The 12,841-nt window shown below is 63.6% G+C and carries 13 protein-coding genes and 1 tRNA gene; 7 read left to right on the top strand and 7 right to left on the bottom strand.

The window, feature by feature from the left end:
• Positions 1-68 precede the first annotated feature (68 nt).
• Complete coding sequence (locus NCS58_RS04570; protein WP_061118884.1) at positions 69-1,217, bottom strand: lytic transglycosylase domain-containing protein; 1,149 nt, start codon at positions 1,215-1,217, stop codon at positions 69-71.
• A gap of 587 nt (positions 1,218-1,804) precedes the next feature.
• Here NCS58_RS04570 and NCS58_RS04565 point away from each other — a divergent pair.
• From NCS58_RS04565 to NCS58_RS04555, 3 genes are read left to right on the top strand one after another with little or no spacing between them, the layout of a single operon-like run.
• Complete coding sequence (locus tag NCS58_RS04565; protein ID WP_250537972.1) at positions 1,805-3,403, top strand: UbiD family decarboxylase; 1,599 nt, start codon at positions 1,805-1,807, stop codon at positions 3,401-3,403.
• Entirely contained in the window at positions 3,400-4,395 is a 996-nt protein-coding gene (locus NCS58_RS04560; RefSeq protein ID WP_250537971.1) for an asparaginase, read from the top strand. The genes NCS58_RS04565 and NCS58_RS04560 overlap by 4 nt, the downstream gene beginning before the upstream one ends.
• A 4-nt stretch (positions 4,396-4,399) precedes the next feature.
• Positions 4,400-5,068 carry a LysE family translocator gene (locus NCS58_RS04555; protein WP_250537970.1) on the top strand — a complete coding sequence of 223 codons (669 nt, stop codon included), beginning with the start codon at positions 4,400-4,402 and terminating at the stop codon, positions 5,066-5,068.
• Between the two features lie 13 nt (positions 5,069-5,081).
• Here NCS58_RS04555 and NCS58_RS04550 read toward each other — a convergent pair whose 3' ends face one another.
• The 3 genes from NCS58_RS04550 to NCS58_RS04540 form a co-directional block, all read right to left on the bottom strand.
• The gene (locus tag NCS58_RS04550) at positions 5,082-6,047 is read right to left on the bottom strand and encodes a threo-3-hydroxy-L-aspartate ammonia-lyase (protein WP_061118880.1); all 966 of its coding nucleotides are present in this window, start codon (positions 6,045-6,047) and stop codon (positions 5,082-5,084) included.
• A gap of 124 nt (positions 6,048-6,171) precedes the next feature.
• Positions 6,172-6,501 (bottom strand): hypothetical protein, encoded by a 330-nt coding sequence (locus NCS58_RS04545; RefSeq protein ID WP_250537969.1) that lies wholly within the window; start codon positions 6,499-6,501, stop codon positions 6,172-6,174.
• Positions 6,502-6,835: 334 nt separating this feature from the next.
• Positions 6,836-6,997, bottom strand: coding sequence for a hypothetical protein (locus NCS58_RS04540; protein WP_167354150.1), 162 nt, complete (start codon positions 6,995-6,997; stop codon positions 6,836-6,838).
• 784 nt (positions 6,998-7,781) lie between these two features.
• On the opposite strand from NCS58_RS04540, the gene NCS58_RS04535 reads away from it, so the two are divergent.
• The 3 genes from NCS58_RS04535 to trmB all read left to right on the top strand — a co-directional run bounded on the left by NCS58_RS04535 (position 7,782) and on the right by trmB (position 9,294).
• On the top strand, positions 7,782-8,342 hold the full coding sequence (locus NCS58_RS04535) for a YggT family protein (protein ID WP_061118878.1): 561 nt from the start codon (positions 7,782-7,784) through the stop codon (positions 8,340-8,342).
• 54 nt (positions 8,343-8,396) lie between these two features.
• A tRNA-Gly gene (locus NCS58_RS04530) sits at positions 8,397-8,471 on the top strand.
• A gap of 76 nt (positions 8,472-8,547) precedes the next feature.
• Positions 8,548-9,294 (top strand): tRNA (guanosine(46)-N7)-methyltransferase TrmB, encoded by a 747-nt coding sequence (trmB, locus tag NCS58_RS04525; RefSeq protein ID WP_250537968.1) that lies wholly within the window; start codon positions 8,548-8,550, stop codon positions 9,292-9,294.
• Positions 9,295-9,367: 73 nt separating this feature from the next.
• On the opposite strand, the gene NCS58_RS04520 is transcribed toward trmB, so the two are convergent.
• From NCS58_RS04520 to NCS58_RS04510, 3 genes are all read right to left on the bottom strand, one after another.
• Positions 9,368-10,201, bottom strand: coding sequence for an undecaprenyl-diphosphate phosphatase (locus tag NCS58_RS04520; RefSeq protein ID WP_061118876.1), 834 nt, complete (start codon positions 10,199-10,201; stop codon positions 9,368-9,370).
• 64 nt (positions 10,202-10,265) lie between these two features.
• Positions 10,266-10,859 (bottom strand): DUF1439 domain-containing protein, encoded by a 594-nt coding sequence (locus tag NCS58_RS04515; protein WP_061118875.1) that lies wholly within the window; start codon positions 10,857-10,859, stop codon positions 10,266-10,268.
• 67 nt (positions 10,860-10,926) lie between these two features.
• Positions 10,927-11,217, bottom strand: a complete 291-nt coding sequence (locus NCS58_RS04510; RefSeq protein ID WP_250537967.1) for a YkgJ family cysteine cluster protein — start codon at positions 11,215-11,217, stop codon at positions 10,927-10,929.
• 147 nt (positions 11,218-11,364) lie between these two features.
• Here NCS58_RS04510 and hemN point away from each other — a divergent pair, with 147 nt between their 5' ends.
• Entirely contained in the window at positions 11,365-12,747 is a 1,383-nt protein-coding gene (gene hemN, locus NCS58_RS04505; protein ID WP_250537966.1) for an oxygen-independent coproporphyrinogen III oxidase, read from the top strand.
• Positions 12,748-12,841 lie beyond the last annotated feature (94 nt).

Genomic DNA, 12,841 nt, shown 5'->3' with positions numbered 1-12,841 from the left:
AAAGACGTCGCAAGAACGAAAAAAGGGCACCGCAAAGGTGCCCTTTTTCTTTGTGTCCGACCAAACCTTCAAGCGCCGAACTCCGCCGACGCGACGTGCTTCGTTTCTCCATCGCCGTCGTCCTGCGCCGCTGCCTTCTTCGCCGCATCGATCGTCACGTGAACGCGCTTCTCGGTTGCGGTCGAGGCTAGAACCTGCTTCGGCGCAGCCTGAACCGGCGCCTGCGGTGCGTTGATCGGCACGTTGCGACCGCGCGCGACATCGCGCAGACGCGTCCGCTCGGCCAGCACCTTCGCGCCGTAGCCGCCGTCATCCTGCGTCGTCGAGCCCACGTAATAGCGCAGGCCACCGGCCACGGAGCCGCCGCGCGCGATGCAATCCTTCAGCACGAGCGCGCCGACCTTGATGTTCGCGAGCGGATCGAGCGCCGCGTGCGAGCCGCCGAAGTATTCGAACTTGTCGGAATGAACCTTCGACATCACCTGCATCAGGCCCTGCGCGCCGACGCCGCTTTCCGCATACGGGTTGAAGCCCGATTCGATCGCCATGACCGAGAGCAGCAGGAGCGGGTCGAGGCCGACTTCGCGTCCGGTATCGAACGCGGCGCGCACGAGCTCGGCGACCGGCTCTTCCGCCACGCGATAGCGTCGCGCGATGAAGTTCGACACGAGCTTCTGCTCGCGCGTCGACACGAGCACCCGGTCGTCGCGTGCATCGGCGACCACGCGTTGCGTCGGAATCATGCTCGCGAGCATGCCGGCGGACGGCATCGTGCGCGGGTCGAGCCCGTTGGGCGATACGGCGAGGCTGATGCCCCCGGTGAGCTGACGCGTGCTCGCGTCGTCGCCGGCGGCGGCACCGAGCGACGGCCCCGTCGCAGGCGCCTTGAGATCGTCCGATGGAGCCGCGTTAGCAGCGACGTCTACGGGCAGCGTGGAACCGCCAGGCGCGCGATGCACCGCCGAGAACGGCGGCAACGGCTGGCCCGCGAGCAGGCGTGCCGGCCCGGCCTGAACGGCAGCCGACACGAAAGGCATGATCTTTGCGGCAAAGTTCGTGCGCCAGGAAGGCAGCAACCACAATGCAAGCGCGCTGACGACGGCAGCACAACCGACCATCGCGAAGACATGGTGACTCAAACGGCGTCCGCGACGCAGCGCCACGCGCACGATCTGCGCGGCGCGGGTGTCGGAACCCCACCAAACCGAAGTGTTCATCGATACTCCCAATGTTGCATGATTTGCGCAGATGAATACGAATAAAGCGCGTATTCGGAGCGCAAATCAGACACCGCTTGCTCTCGGCAAGCACAAGCGGCATCGGGGATACGGCATGCGCCGTCTGGAAAGCCGATCCGGCAAAAGACTGCCGGGCTGCGCGGCACGAACTGCATGCCCTCATGCGCAATGACCTTCCACGCGAAAGACCGGCGCGAAAAACGCCGGCCAGGACAACCAACCACCGTGAGTCGCCGGGCAGGAACGGCGCAGGCGACGCACGTTGCGTCAGAACAGACCTGAGGCGAAGGTAAAAAGTTTCAAAACCTGCAATGGATGCCAAGCGATTCTAGCAGGGTTTAATTATCCGTCAATGCTATAGACTTGTGTTTCAATTACTTACAGTTATATTGAACAGTGTTCAGCACTCGAAAAGCACGTATGACGGGCGATTCCCGGCGGAATTCACTGAATGTCCCCCAACGCACGGACGCGCACGCAGGTAAAATCGACAATCGCTTGGCGCGCAGCCGCCCCGTCCGTCGAGCTTCATGCTCCGGCGCCTTCGAGTCCACTTTCAACCATCGATGAAATACAAAGATCTGCGCGACTTCATTGCCCGCATCGAGGCGCTCGGTGAACTGCGCCGCATTCGGCAGCCCGTTTCCCCCGTTCTCGAAATCACCGAAGTCTCGGATCGCGTGTTGCGCGCGGGCGGCCCAGCGCTGCTTTTCGAAGCGCCCACCGGCCACACGATGCCCGTGCTCGCCAACCTGTTCGGCACGACCCGGCGCGTCGCACTCGGCATGGGCATCGAGACGGAGGCGCAAGGCGGCGCCGATGTCAGCCTCGGCAGCGACGTCGCCGCGCTCAGTTCGTTGCGCGATGTCGGCAGGCTGCTGTCCGCGCTCAAGGAACCCGAGCCGCCGAAGGGCCTGAAAGACGCGGGCAAACTGCTCTCGCTCGCGAAAGCCGTGTGGGACATGGCACCGAAGTCGGTCAGCGCGCCGCCTTGCCAGGAAGTGGTGTGGGAAGGAAAGGACGTCGATCTCAATCGACTGCCGATCCAGACGTGCTGGCCCGGCGACGCCGGCCCGCTGCTCACCTGGGGTCTCACCGTCACGCGCGGGCCGAACAAGCCGCGCCAGAATCTCGGCATCTATCGGCAGCAGCTCATCGGGCGCAACAAGCTCATCATGCGCTGGCTCGCGCATCGCGGCGGCGCGCTCGACTTTCGCGAGTTCGCGCTCGCGAATCCCGGCAAGCCGTATCCGGTGGCGGTCGTGCTCGGTGCCGATCCCGCGACGATCCTCGGCGCCGTGACGCCCGTGCCCGATTCGTTGTCCGAATATCAGTTCGCGGGCCTTCTGCGCGGCTCGCGCACGGAGCTCGCGAAATGCCTGACGCCGGGCGTCGATACGCTTCAGGTGCCGGCGCGCGCCGAGATCGTGCTGGAAGGCTTCATCTATCCGCAAGACGGCACGCCGCCGCCCGCACCCGAAGGCGCGCCGCCGCGTCCATCGGCTTCTGCCGCCGCGAAATACGAGCACGCTCTCGAAGGGCCGTACGGCGATCACACCGGCTACTACAACGAACAGGAGTGGTTTCCGGTCTTTACCGTCGAGAAAATCACGATGCGCCGCGACGCGCTGTTCCATTCCACTTACACCGGCAAGCCGCCCGACGAGCCCGCGGTGCTCGGCGTCGCGCTGAACGAAGTGTTCGTGCCGCTCCTGCAGAAGCAGTTCACCGAGATCACCGATTTTTATCTGCCGCCCGAAGGTTGCAGCTATCGCATGGCGATCGTGCAGATGAAGAAGAGCTACCCCGGCCACGCGAAGCGCGTGATGTTCGGTGTGTGGAGCTTCCTGCGTCAGTTCATGTACACGAAGTTCATCGTCGTGGTGGATGAAGACGTGAACGTGCGCGACTGGAAGGAAGTCATCTGGGCCATCACGACGCGGGTCGATCCGACGCGCGACACCGTCATGGTCGACAACACGCCGATCGACTATCTCGACTTCGCGTCGCCGGTCGCGGGCCTCGGCTCGAAGATGGGGCTCGATGCGACCAACAAATGGCCCGGCGAGACGAGTCGCGAATGGGGCCGCCCGATCGTCATGGACGAAGCGGTGAAGCGCCGCGTCGATACGCTGTGGACTGAAATCGGACTGGATAAATCATGATCGCAGCCACGCTCTATCGAGGCGATGTCGTCGAGAACACGCACGCGGCGCACGTCGCCGTCGTCGATGCAAACGGACGCCTCGTGCATTCCTTTGGCGATCCGCATCGCGTGACGCTGCCGCGCTCGGCTGCGAAGCCCGCGCAGGCGCTCGCGGTGATCGAAACGGGCGCGCTCGAGCGCTTCGGCTTCACCGACGAAGACCTCGCGCTGATGTGCGGATCGCATAGCAGCGAGCCGCATCATATCGAGCGCGCGCTCGCGATGCTCGCCCGGTCGAACGCGAGCGAAAGCGATCTGCGCTGCGGCGGCCATCCTCCGATCTCGGAGGCGGTGTACAAGGACTGGATCAGGCGCGACTTCACGCCGACTCCCGCCTGCAGCAACTGCTCCGGCAAGCACGCCGGCATGCTCGCCGGCGCGCGGGCGATGAACGCGCCGCCCGGCGATTATCACCTGCCCGATCATCCGTTCCAGACGCACGTGAAGCGCACGGTCGCGCGCGCGGTCGATCTCACCGACGACGCTGTGCAATGGGCCATCGACGGCTGCAATCTGCCGACGCCCGCCTTCCCGCTCGAACGTCTCGCGCGGCTCTATATGAAAATCGCCGCCGCGCCGGACGGCTCGCCGCTTGCGCGCATCCATCGCGCGATGACGTCGCATCCGGAGCTCGTTGCCGGCGAAGGGCGTTTCTGCACGCTGTCGATGCAGGCGTTCGGCGGCACGCTCGTCGGCAAGACGGGCGCGGATGCAAGCTATGCAATCGGCGTGCGCCGCGAACGAGGTCCGATCGGCATCGCGGTGAAGGTCGAGGACGGCAACACGTCGGTGCTCAATGCTGTCGTCGTCCGCGTGCTCGATACGCTCGGCATCGGCACGCAACGGCAACGCGACGCGCTCGCCGCGTTCCGCAATCCGCCGACGCGCAACACGATGAACGTGCCGACCGGCCGTCTCGACGTGAGTTTCGAGCTTCACAACCATCAATAACAATATGCATTCGTGGTCGTTGCTGTCGGACGGTTTCTTTCTGTCGCTGTCGCTGTGTCTGGATATCGGGATCGCCAATGTCGCGATCATTTCGCTTGCGCTGTCGCATGGCTTCAAACCGGGGCTCGTGCTCGGCCTCGGGACATGCTTCGGCGATCTGGTCTATGCGATGCTCGCGCTCGCGGGCATGTCGGCGCTGCTGCAGTTTTCCGCGGTGCGCTGGGTCGTGTGGATCGGCGGTGCGATCGTGCTGCTCTTCCTCACGTGGAAGATGGCGCGGGAAGCGCTCAATCCGGCATCCGCGCCGCCCGTCGAAGGCGAAGCGGATCTCACCGTGCCCCGTCCCGGCCACTGGAAAAGCTTCTTGCGCGGATGCCTGCTCGCGGTGTCGTCGCCGAGTGCAATCCTGTGGTTCGCGGCGGTCGGCGGCGCGCTCATCGCCAAGTCCGGCGCGACGAGCCCCGTCTCCGCGTCCGTGTTTCTGATCGGCTTTTTCTGCGGCGGACTCGGCTGGACCATCTTTATCTGCACGCTCGCGAGCCACGGCAGAAAGCGCGCCGGAACCCAGCTCCTGCGCGCGTGCCACGTGATGTCCACCCTGCTCTTCGCGTACTTCGCGTACAGCGTGATCGTCAACGGCTACCGCGATCTGATCGTCAACGCGACATCATGACGAAGCACCATCATCACGCGACGAACTGAGCCAGCTTCGCGAGATCGACGTTGCCGCCCGACACGATCACGCCGACCCGCTTGCCTTCGACCGGCACGACCTTCTGCAGGACGGCCGCGGCCGCGAGACAGCCGGTCGGCTCGACGACCATCTTCATGCGCTGCGCAAAGAAGCGCAGCGTCTCGATCAACTGCGCGTCGCTCACGGTGACGATCCGGTCGACGTGACGCTGGATGATCGGGAAGTTGTATTCACCGACATGCGTGGACGCGGCGCCATCGGCGATCGTGCGCGGCACCTCGATATGCACGATCTCGCCGCGCGCGAGCGACTGCTGCGCGTCGTTGCCCGCTTCCGGCTCGACGCCGATCACCTTGCAGTCCGGCGACAGCGCCGCCGCCGCGAGCGCGCATCCGCCGATCAACCCGCCGCCGCCCAGGCACACGAACAGATAATCGAGCGGCCCGGTTTCCTCGATCAGTTCCTTCGCCGACGTGCCCTGCCCGGCGATGACATGCGGATGATCGTAAGGCGGGATCAGCGTCATGCCGCGCTCATCGGCCAGCTTGCGGCCGATTTCCTCACGGTTTTGCGTGTAGCGGTCGTAGGTGATCACTTCGCCGCCGTAGCCGCGCGTCGCCTCCATCTTCGCGGCGGGCGCGTCCTCCGGCATCACGATCGTTGCGCGGATGCCCGCGAGCTTCGCGGACAGCGCGATCGCCTGCGCATGATTGCCGGACGAGTACGTGATCACGCCCGCGGCGCGCTGCCGGTCGTCGAAATGGGAGAGCGCGTTGTAGGCGCCGCGGAACTTGAACGCGCCCATGCGCTGGAAGTTCTCGCACTTGAAAAAGAGCGACGCGCCCGCGATAGCATCGGCAGTGCGGGAAGTCAGGACGGGCGTGCGATGGGCGACGCCTTCGATGCGCCGGGCGGCATCGGCGACGTCATCGAAAGTCGGGGCAGGAAGAGAGGACATCGGCGTGGGCGTGCGAGTTGAAGGGGATCACCATTCTCCCAGTTCCATCGCAGAATTCAAAAGCCCTGAAACGAAGAAGGCGACGCACGCTTGCATCGCCTTCTTGATTTGCCCGCCGGACCGATCAGTAACGCCAGCCCGGACCATGACGGTAGTAGCCATGATGCCGATAGTACGGACGGCCGTAGTAGCGGTATCCGCCATATCCGCCATATCCGCCATATCCGCCGTAACCGCCTACGACCACGGCAGGCGGCGGCCCATAGACGACCGGTGGCGGCGGCGCGACGTACACGGGCTGCGGCGGAGCTACATAGACGGGTGCGGGCGGCGCAGCGTAGACCGGATAGGCTGGCACCCCGATGCCCACGCCAACTGAGACATGCGCCTGCGCAGCACCGACAAAACCGACGCCGAGCGCACCAGCAACCAACAAACCACCGAGCTTTTTCACTTTCGTTCTCCTCGCCGCTTCGCGTGTGGCCGGTATCCACGGCTCACGAGCGACGGTATGAACTAAATTTATCGAAAAAGACGGTCGGTCGCAGGGGCCATTTGTTGCAAATTGCAAGTTCCTTAACGCCGGCGCGGACGTGAAAGCCCGACGTCGCCGGCGAAAGTGTTCGAATTCGCCGTTCGGCGGTCGTTGGCGAGCGATGCACGAGACGCCCCGCTGAAAACGGCAAAAAATGCGTAACGTCTATTTACAAATGAAGCGAAAAGCCCCGCCAGACAGCGCGTCCGGCGGGGCTTTTTATGTACTCCGCGAGATTTTTAAACGGTTCGCTTCAGCCTACTTTCACGTAAGCGAACTCACGCGTGACGTTGGGCGGCACATACGCCGCGCCGATGACCACCCGTGGCGTAAGGCGCTTCTTCTGGTCCCACCAGCGGCGCCGCTGGGCTTGGCTCAAGAAGCGCAGATGCTTTCGGTAAGAGAAAATGCTCATGGCGACCTCCGAACGTAGCGAATGAAACCCTTAAGGGAGAACGGGCGGCTTCGGCCGCATGCCGTCTGCCGCTGAATCCTTGTTCTCGTTAGTATTGAGCGCCGGTTCGTTCCTCGATGTTCGCAAAGAAACCTAGAATGACGTCGAATGTGCGTCTAACCACGTACAGCAGGAAAGATACCCTTGAATCCGGAAACCGGCCTTTCCACTTCCGCTCGCCAGTACTTCGACCACAAAATAAGCCCGCCACTGTTTGCTTTGTATTTATATCCTGCCAGTTTTGCGTGAAATAAGCGTTTTCGAGATCGTCTCGGATTGGCAACACTAGGGTTTTCCGATGGTGACGTTGGGTGGCGCGAGCGCCCTCGCGAACCACTTTCACTTGCCTTTCACGCCATTGTCCGGAGAATCGCTCGCGCCACGTGCGACAACGTCCCCAAGCGGCCTTAAAGCCATGTTAAGGTGACGTCCGTCCCCCATCAGGCACGCCTGCTGGGCGGGGAATCCGAGTCGCCGCATTCAGTCAATCGCGACGCTTCATCGAAGGGAACGGGCGCGATCGCGTGGATCGCGCGCGATGCGCTGGCTTCGGCACGATACTCAAGTCCAGAGAACGAACAATGATCAAGGTCAGCATTCACGATTCGCGCCGCATGGCCGAGCGCTCCTCCGAGACCACCACCGGCCGGATCTTCGCCCGCTAGCACCTCCGCATTCCTTCACTCTTCGTCAATACGACCCGGCGCAAGTCGCGACACTGCGCACGCATCCTAGAGGACCCGAGATGTTCGGCGATATCGCCCGTTTTCTGCTTAACACGCTTTTCACCCTGTTCGGCGCGGCGCTTTTGCTGCGCGCATGGATACAGGTCGTGCGCATGCCGCCCTACAACCCGGTCTCGAACGCCGTCATGCAGGCGACCAACTGGATCGTCCTGCCGCTGCGCAAGATCCTGCCCGGCGGGAAGATCGACTGGGCGAGCATCGTCGCGGCATTCATCGCGTCGGCTGTCTATGTCACGCTGATGGTCGTGCTCGCAGGCGTCGATCCGACGCTCATGGCGCCGATCCTTCTGCTCGTCGCGCTGCTGACCGTCGTCAAGTGGGCGCTGAACCTGGTCATCTGGGTGACGATCCTGATGGCGCTGCTGTCATGGCTCAATCCGCAGTCGCCTGCGATGCCGCTGCTCTACCAGATCACCGCGCCGTTCCTCGATCCGTTGCGGCGCATTCTGCCGCGGCTCGGCGGCATCGATCTCTCGCCGATCCTGCTCTTCGTGATCGTGCAGGTGCTGCTGATGGTCGTGACGCGCGTCGCCGTCTCGATGACGCTGTTCGGGATCTGAACGCCGGGCGCAATTGCGCCTCGGGGCGTGTTGCGCTTACAATAGCCGGTTCATGCGGGCGTCGTATAATGGCTATTACCGTAGCTTCCCAAGCTACTGACGTGGGTTCGATTCCCATCGCCCGCTCCAGAATTCCAGCGAAAGCCGCCCCAAGTCACGTTTGGGCGGCTTTTTAGTTTCCCGCATCCGTTTCCAGCATCGCCTCATGAACCACGATCCCAAGGACGACGCCGACGCCAACGGCAATCACCAGCCCGAGGTCAACAGCGGCGAAGACGTCACGCTGCGCCATCGCCGCATCCGCAGCTTCGTCACGCGCGCGGGCCGTGTGTCGCCGGGCCAGCAGCGCGCAATCGACGATCTCGGTCCGCGCTATGTCGTGCCCTACGCGCCTCAGCCCGGCGATTGGGATGCGCTCTTCGGCCGACAGGCGCCGCGCGTGCTGGAGATCGGCTTCGGCATGGGCGCCACCACGGCGGAGATCGCGGCCGCGCGTCCCGGCGATGACTTCATCGGCGTGGAAGTGCATGAGCCGGGCGTCGGCGCACTCCTGAAGCTGATTGGCGAGCAAGGGCTCGGCAATATCCGGATCCTTCAGCACGACGCGGTTGAAGTGCTCGAACACATGATCGCGCCCGACAGTCTCGACGGCGTGCACATCTACTTCCCCGATCCGTGGCACAAGGCGCGTCATCACAAGCGCCGCCTGATCCAGCCGAAGTTCGTCGCGCTGCTCGTGTCGCGCATGAAACCGGGCGGCTACATCCATCTTGCGACCGACTGGCAGAACTATGCCGAGCAGATGCTCGAAGTGCTGTCCGCCGAGCCGGCACTGGAAAATACCGCGGACGGGTACGCGCCGCGCCCCGATTTCCGTCCGGTCACCAAGTTCGAGCGACGCGGACTGCGGCTCGGACACGGGGTCTGGGACCTGATGTTCCGCCGCTGCTGAAACGCGCCCGGGCAAAAAACGACAACGCCACGGCAAGCCGTGGCGCTTTGCATCCTGCGCGGCGAGACGCGCGTCAGTCGGCCCAGCTCAAGCCCCCGCTGTATCCGACGATCAGAATCAGCAAGCCGAAGCCGATGCGATACCACGCGAACGCCGTGAAATCGTGCGAGGCGACGTAGCGCAGCAGCCACCGCACGCAGACGAAGGCGCTGATGAAGGCCGCGACGAGCCCGACCGCGAAGAGCCCGAAATCGTTCACGGTCAGCGTGCGCCAGTACTTCGCCATTTCGTAGAGCGTCGCGCCGAAGATGATCGGAATGGCGAGGAAGAACGAAAACTCGGTGGCGACGCGTCGTTCGAGTCCGAACAGCATCCCGCCGATGATCGTCGCGCCGGAACGCGAGGTGCCCGGAATCAGCGCGAAGCACTGCGCGAGACCGACCTTGAAGGCATCCGTGTAAGAGAGATCATCGACGGATTGCACGCGTGGCGTGACGGCGCGTTCGCGCTGGCGCGACTCGGCCCACAAGATCACGATGCCGCCGACGATCAGCGCCACCGACACCGGCACCGGCGAGAACAGAACCGACTTGATGCCCTTCTCGAAAAGCAGACCGAGCACGATGGCCGGAATGGTCGCGATGATCAGGTTCAGCGTGAATCGCCGCGCATCGGCGCGTACGGGCAGACCCGTGACCACGGAACCGATCTTCCCGCGATATTCCCAGCAGATCGCGAGAATGGCGCCGAACTGGATGACGACATCGAAGGTTTTCGATTGCGCGTCGGTGAAATTCAGCAAACTGCCCGCCACGATCAGATGCCCCGTGCTCGAAACCGGCAGGAATTCGGTCAAGCCCTCCACGACGCCCAGAATGAGCGCCTTCACCATCAATATCCAGTCCATCCGTTCAGCCCTTGTTCGCCGTTATCGCCGTTGCTTGCGGAGCACATTGCGCAGAGATTTCGACTCACTTCTCAACGATCTGCACACGTATGCCGTTTGTAAGGACTGTGATTGTACCGGGTTCGTAGGACACGCCGGCGAACTGGAGTTCCTCGGGTTTGAAGGTGTGGATCGGATAACGATCGAGCAATTGCGCGGCGAGTTGCGCGCCGACCGACGCAATCTGCTGGTTGTACTGCCCGGCGTCACCACTAAACTGCGCATCGTCAACGGATGGCGAGACGAGAATGACTGAACGGCTCGGCGCGTCGTAAGCGAGTTGCGTCGAGAGCGTGAACGCGCCGATCACGGGATTCGGCATGAATGGCGTGGACAGACGCGCGTCGACGCGCACCGTCACGCGATTCCGATCCGGCGCCATGCCAACGACCGGATTGCTCAGGACGACATCGAATATCTGCGACGCCGTGCGTTGCAGCGGGAATTTGCGCGCGACGGCTTGCTGAACCTGCTGCGTCGAAAATGTGTAGTGGTCCGGAATGAAGGGGAATATCGAGTTCGACGCGGATTGCGCCGTCGAAGTGAATGCGAGTGCGGACAAAGACACCAGTCCTGCCAGCACGAACCGGCGCCGCAGCGGCGCGACGGGTTCCGTCATGCGTAATCCTCCAAAGCTTTTTTTCAAGTCTGCGCCGTGTGGGGCGATTCGCGAATTGGACTGCCGATCATCGAGACAGTTGCGTCGGCCGCGTCTGCGTTTCCAGTCGTTCGATCCACGTCAGCGCATATTCGCGCGTCTCTCCGCACATCTCCACGGACGGCTGCAAACCGCCGCAGCACGCCGGCCTGCGCGGATCGCCGAAAATCCCGCAGCGCAGATCGTCGCCCAGTTGGACGCAACGCTCGCCCGCGCGCTTGCCTTCCGGCATTCCTGGAATCGGACTCGAGATGGACGGCGCGATGCAGCAGGCGCCGCAACCTTCCCGGCAGGCATGAGACGAAGAATCGATCGGCATGGCGACACTCAACCGCATAAAAAGAAACGATATTGTCCCACGCCTCATCTTTGCGCTTCGTCAAATCGCTGCTATCAGGCTGCGACCTTATCGCGCAATGCCGCGTTCACCGCCCGACTACACTCGGAAGATTCCCCGAGGTTCGCCATGACTGCCGCCGCCCCGCTCTTTCGTCCCGATCTGCTCACGCGCTACGACGCGCACGGCCCGCGCTACACGTCCTACCCGACCGCCGTCCAGTTCACCGACACGTTCGACCCCGCGCATTATCGCGAAGCCGCGAGCAAGGCGAAAGCGAACGCCGATCTCTCGCTCTACTTCCACATCCCGTTCTGCGACACCGTCTGCTTCTACTGCGGCTGCAACAAGGTCGCGACGAAAAATCGCGCGCACGCACGCCCCTATCTCGACCGGATGAAGCGCGAACTGGCCTTGCAGGCCGCGCTCTTCGACACTTCGCGTCCGGTCACGCAGCTTCACTGGGGCGGCGGCACGCCGACCTTCCTCTCGCACGACGAGATGGCCGAACTGATGTCCGCCACGCGCGAGCATTTCAATCTCGTCGCCGACGAGCGCGCCGAATATTCGATCGAAGTCGATCCGCGCGAGGCGTCGGAGGCGACGATCGCGTTGCTGCGCGAGCTCGGTTTCAATCGGCTGAGCCTCGGCGTGCAGGACTTCGACGAACGCGTGCAGCGCGCCGTCAATCGCATCCAGCCGCGCGAAATGACCGAAACGGTGCTCGACGCCGCGCGCAAGAACGGCTTCGAGTCCGTGAGCGTCGACCTGATTTATGGCCTGCCGCATCAGAGCGTCGAGAGCTTTTCGCGCACGCTCGACACGATCATCGATCTGAAACCGGATCGCGTGTCCGTGTTCGGCTACGCGCACATGCCGTCGCTCTTCAAGATGCAGCGGCAAATCGACGAAAGCGCGCTGCCCTCGCCTGCCGTGCGGCTCGCGATTCTCGAGCGCGTGATCGCGCGCATGGGCGAAGCGGGCTACGTGTACATCGGCATGGATCACTTCGCGCTGCCGGGCGACGAGCTCGCGCGCGCGTTCGAAGCCGGCACGCTTCAGCGCAACTTCCAGGGCTACAGCACGCGGGCGGATTGCGATCTGATCGGCATCGGCGCGTCGTCGATCGGCAAGATCGGCGATGTCTACGCGCAAAACGCGCGCGAACTCGCCGACTACGCCGCGGCGATCGACGCGGGCGATCTCGCCATCGCGCGCGGCGTGCGTCTTTGCGCCGATGACGAACTCCGCCGCGACATCATCATGCGTCTCATGTGCGGCGGCGAGCTGCGTTTCGACGATGTCGCGAGCGCGCACGGCATCGAGTTCCCGGCCGCTTTCGCCAGCGAACTCGCGCGCCTCGCGCCGATGGCCGACGACGGCCTCATCGACCTCTCTCGCGACGCGATCCGCGTGCTGCCCGCCGGACGCATGCTGGTGCGCAATATCGCCTCGGTATTCGACCGCTATCTGGGACAAGCGAGCCTGCGGCGCTTCTCGCGCACGATCTGAGCGGTGTTCGATCGGCGGCGGTGGCTTAGAATGACAGCCACCTCGGGCGCCCCGGCTTTGCGAACGGCGCCCCTTCATTCACTGCCGATGCGAA

Source organism: Caballeronia sp. INML3B (assembly GCF_023631305.1).
Lineage (GTDB): Bacteria > Pseudomonadota > Gammaproteobacteria > Burkholderiales > Burkholderiaceae > Caballeronia > Caballeronia turbans.
This window is presented reverse-complemented; position numbering and strand designations above follow the sequence as displayed.

Excerpts from the sequence above, each read along its gene's own strand:
- NCS58_RS04570 (WP_061118884.1), bottom strand. The coding sequence starts at position 1,217 with ATGAACACTTCGGTTTGGTGGGGTTCCGACACCCGCGCCGCGCAGATC.
- NCS58_RS04565 (WP_250537972.1), top strand. The coding sequence starts at position 1,805 with ATGAAATACAAAGATCTGCGCGACTTCATTGCCCGCATCGAGGCGCTC.
- NCS58_RS04560 (WP_250537971.1), top strand. The coding sequence starts at position 3,400 with ATGATCGCAGCCACGCTCTATCGAGGCGATGTCGTCGAGAACACGCAC.
- NCS58_RS04555 (WP_250537970.1), top strand. The coding sequence starts at position 4,400 with ATGCATTCGTGGTCGTTGCTGTCGGACGGTTTCTTTCTGTCGCTGTCG.
- NCS58_RS04550 (WP_061118880.1), bottom strand. The coding sequence starts at position 6,047 with ATGTCCTCTCTTCCTGCCCCGACTTTCGATGACGTCGCCGATGCCGCC.
- NCS58_RS04540 (WP_167354150.1), bottom strand. The coding sequence starts at position 6,997 with ATGAGCATTTTCTCTTACCGAAAGCATCTGCGCTTCTTGAGCCAAGCC.
- NCS58_RS04535 (WP_061118878.1), top strand. The coding sequence starts at position 7,782 with ATGTTCGGCGATATCGCCCGTTTTCTGCTTAACACGCTTTTCACCCTG.
- trmB (WP_250537968.1), top strand. The coding sequence starts at position 8,548 with ATGAACCACGATCCCAAGGACGACGCCGACGCCAACGGCAATCACCAG.
- NCS58_RS04520 (WP_061118876.1), bottom strand. The coding sequence starts at position 10,201 with ATGGACTGGATATTGATGGTGAAGGCGCTCATTCTGGGCGTCGTGGAG.
- NCS58_RS04515 (WP_061118875.1), bottom strand. The coding sequence starts at position 10,859 with ATGACGGAACCCGTCGCGCCGCTGCGGCGCCGGTTCGTGCTGGCAGGA.
- NCS58_RS04510 (WP_250537967.1), bottom strand. The coding sequence starts at position 11,217 with ATGCCGATCGATTCTTCGTCTCATGCCTGCCGGGAAGGTTGCGGCGCC.
- hemN (WP_250537966.1), top strand. The coding sequence starts at position 11,365 with ATGACTGCCGCCGCCCCGCTCTTTCGTCCCGATCTGCTCACGCGCTAC.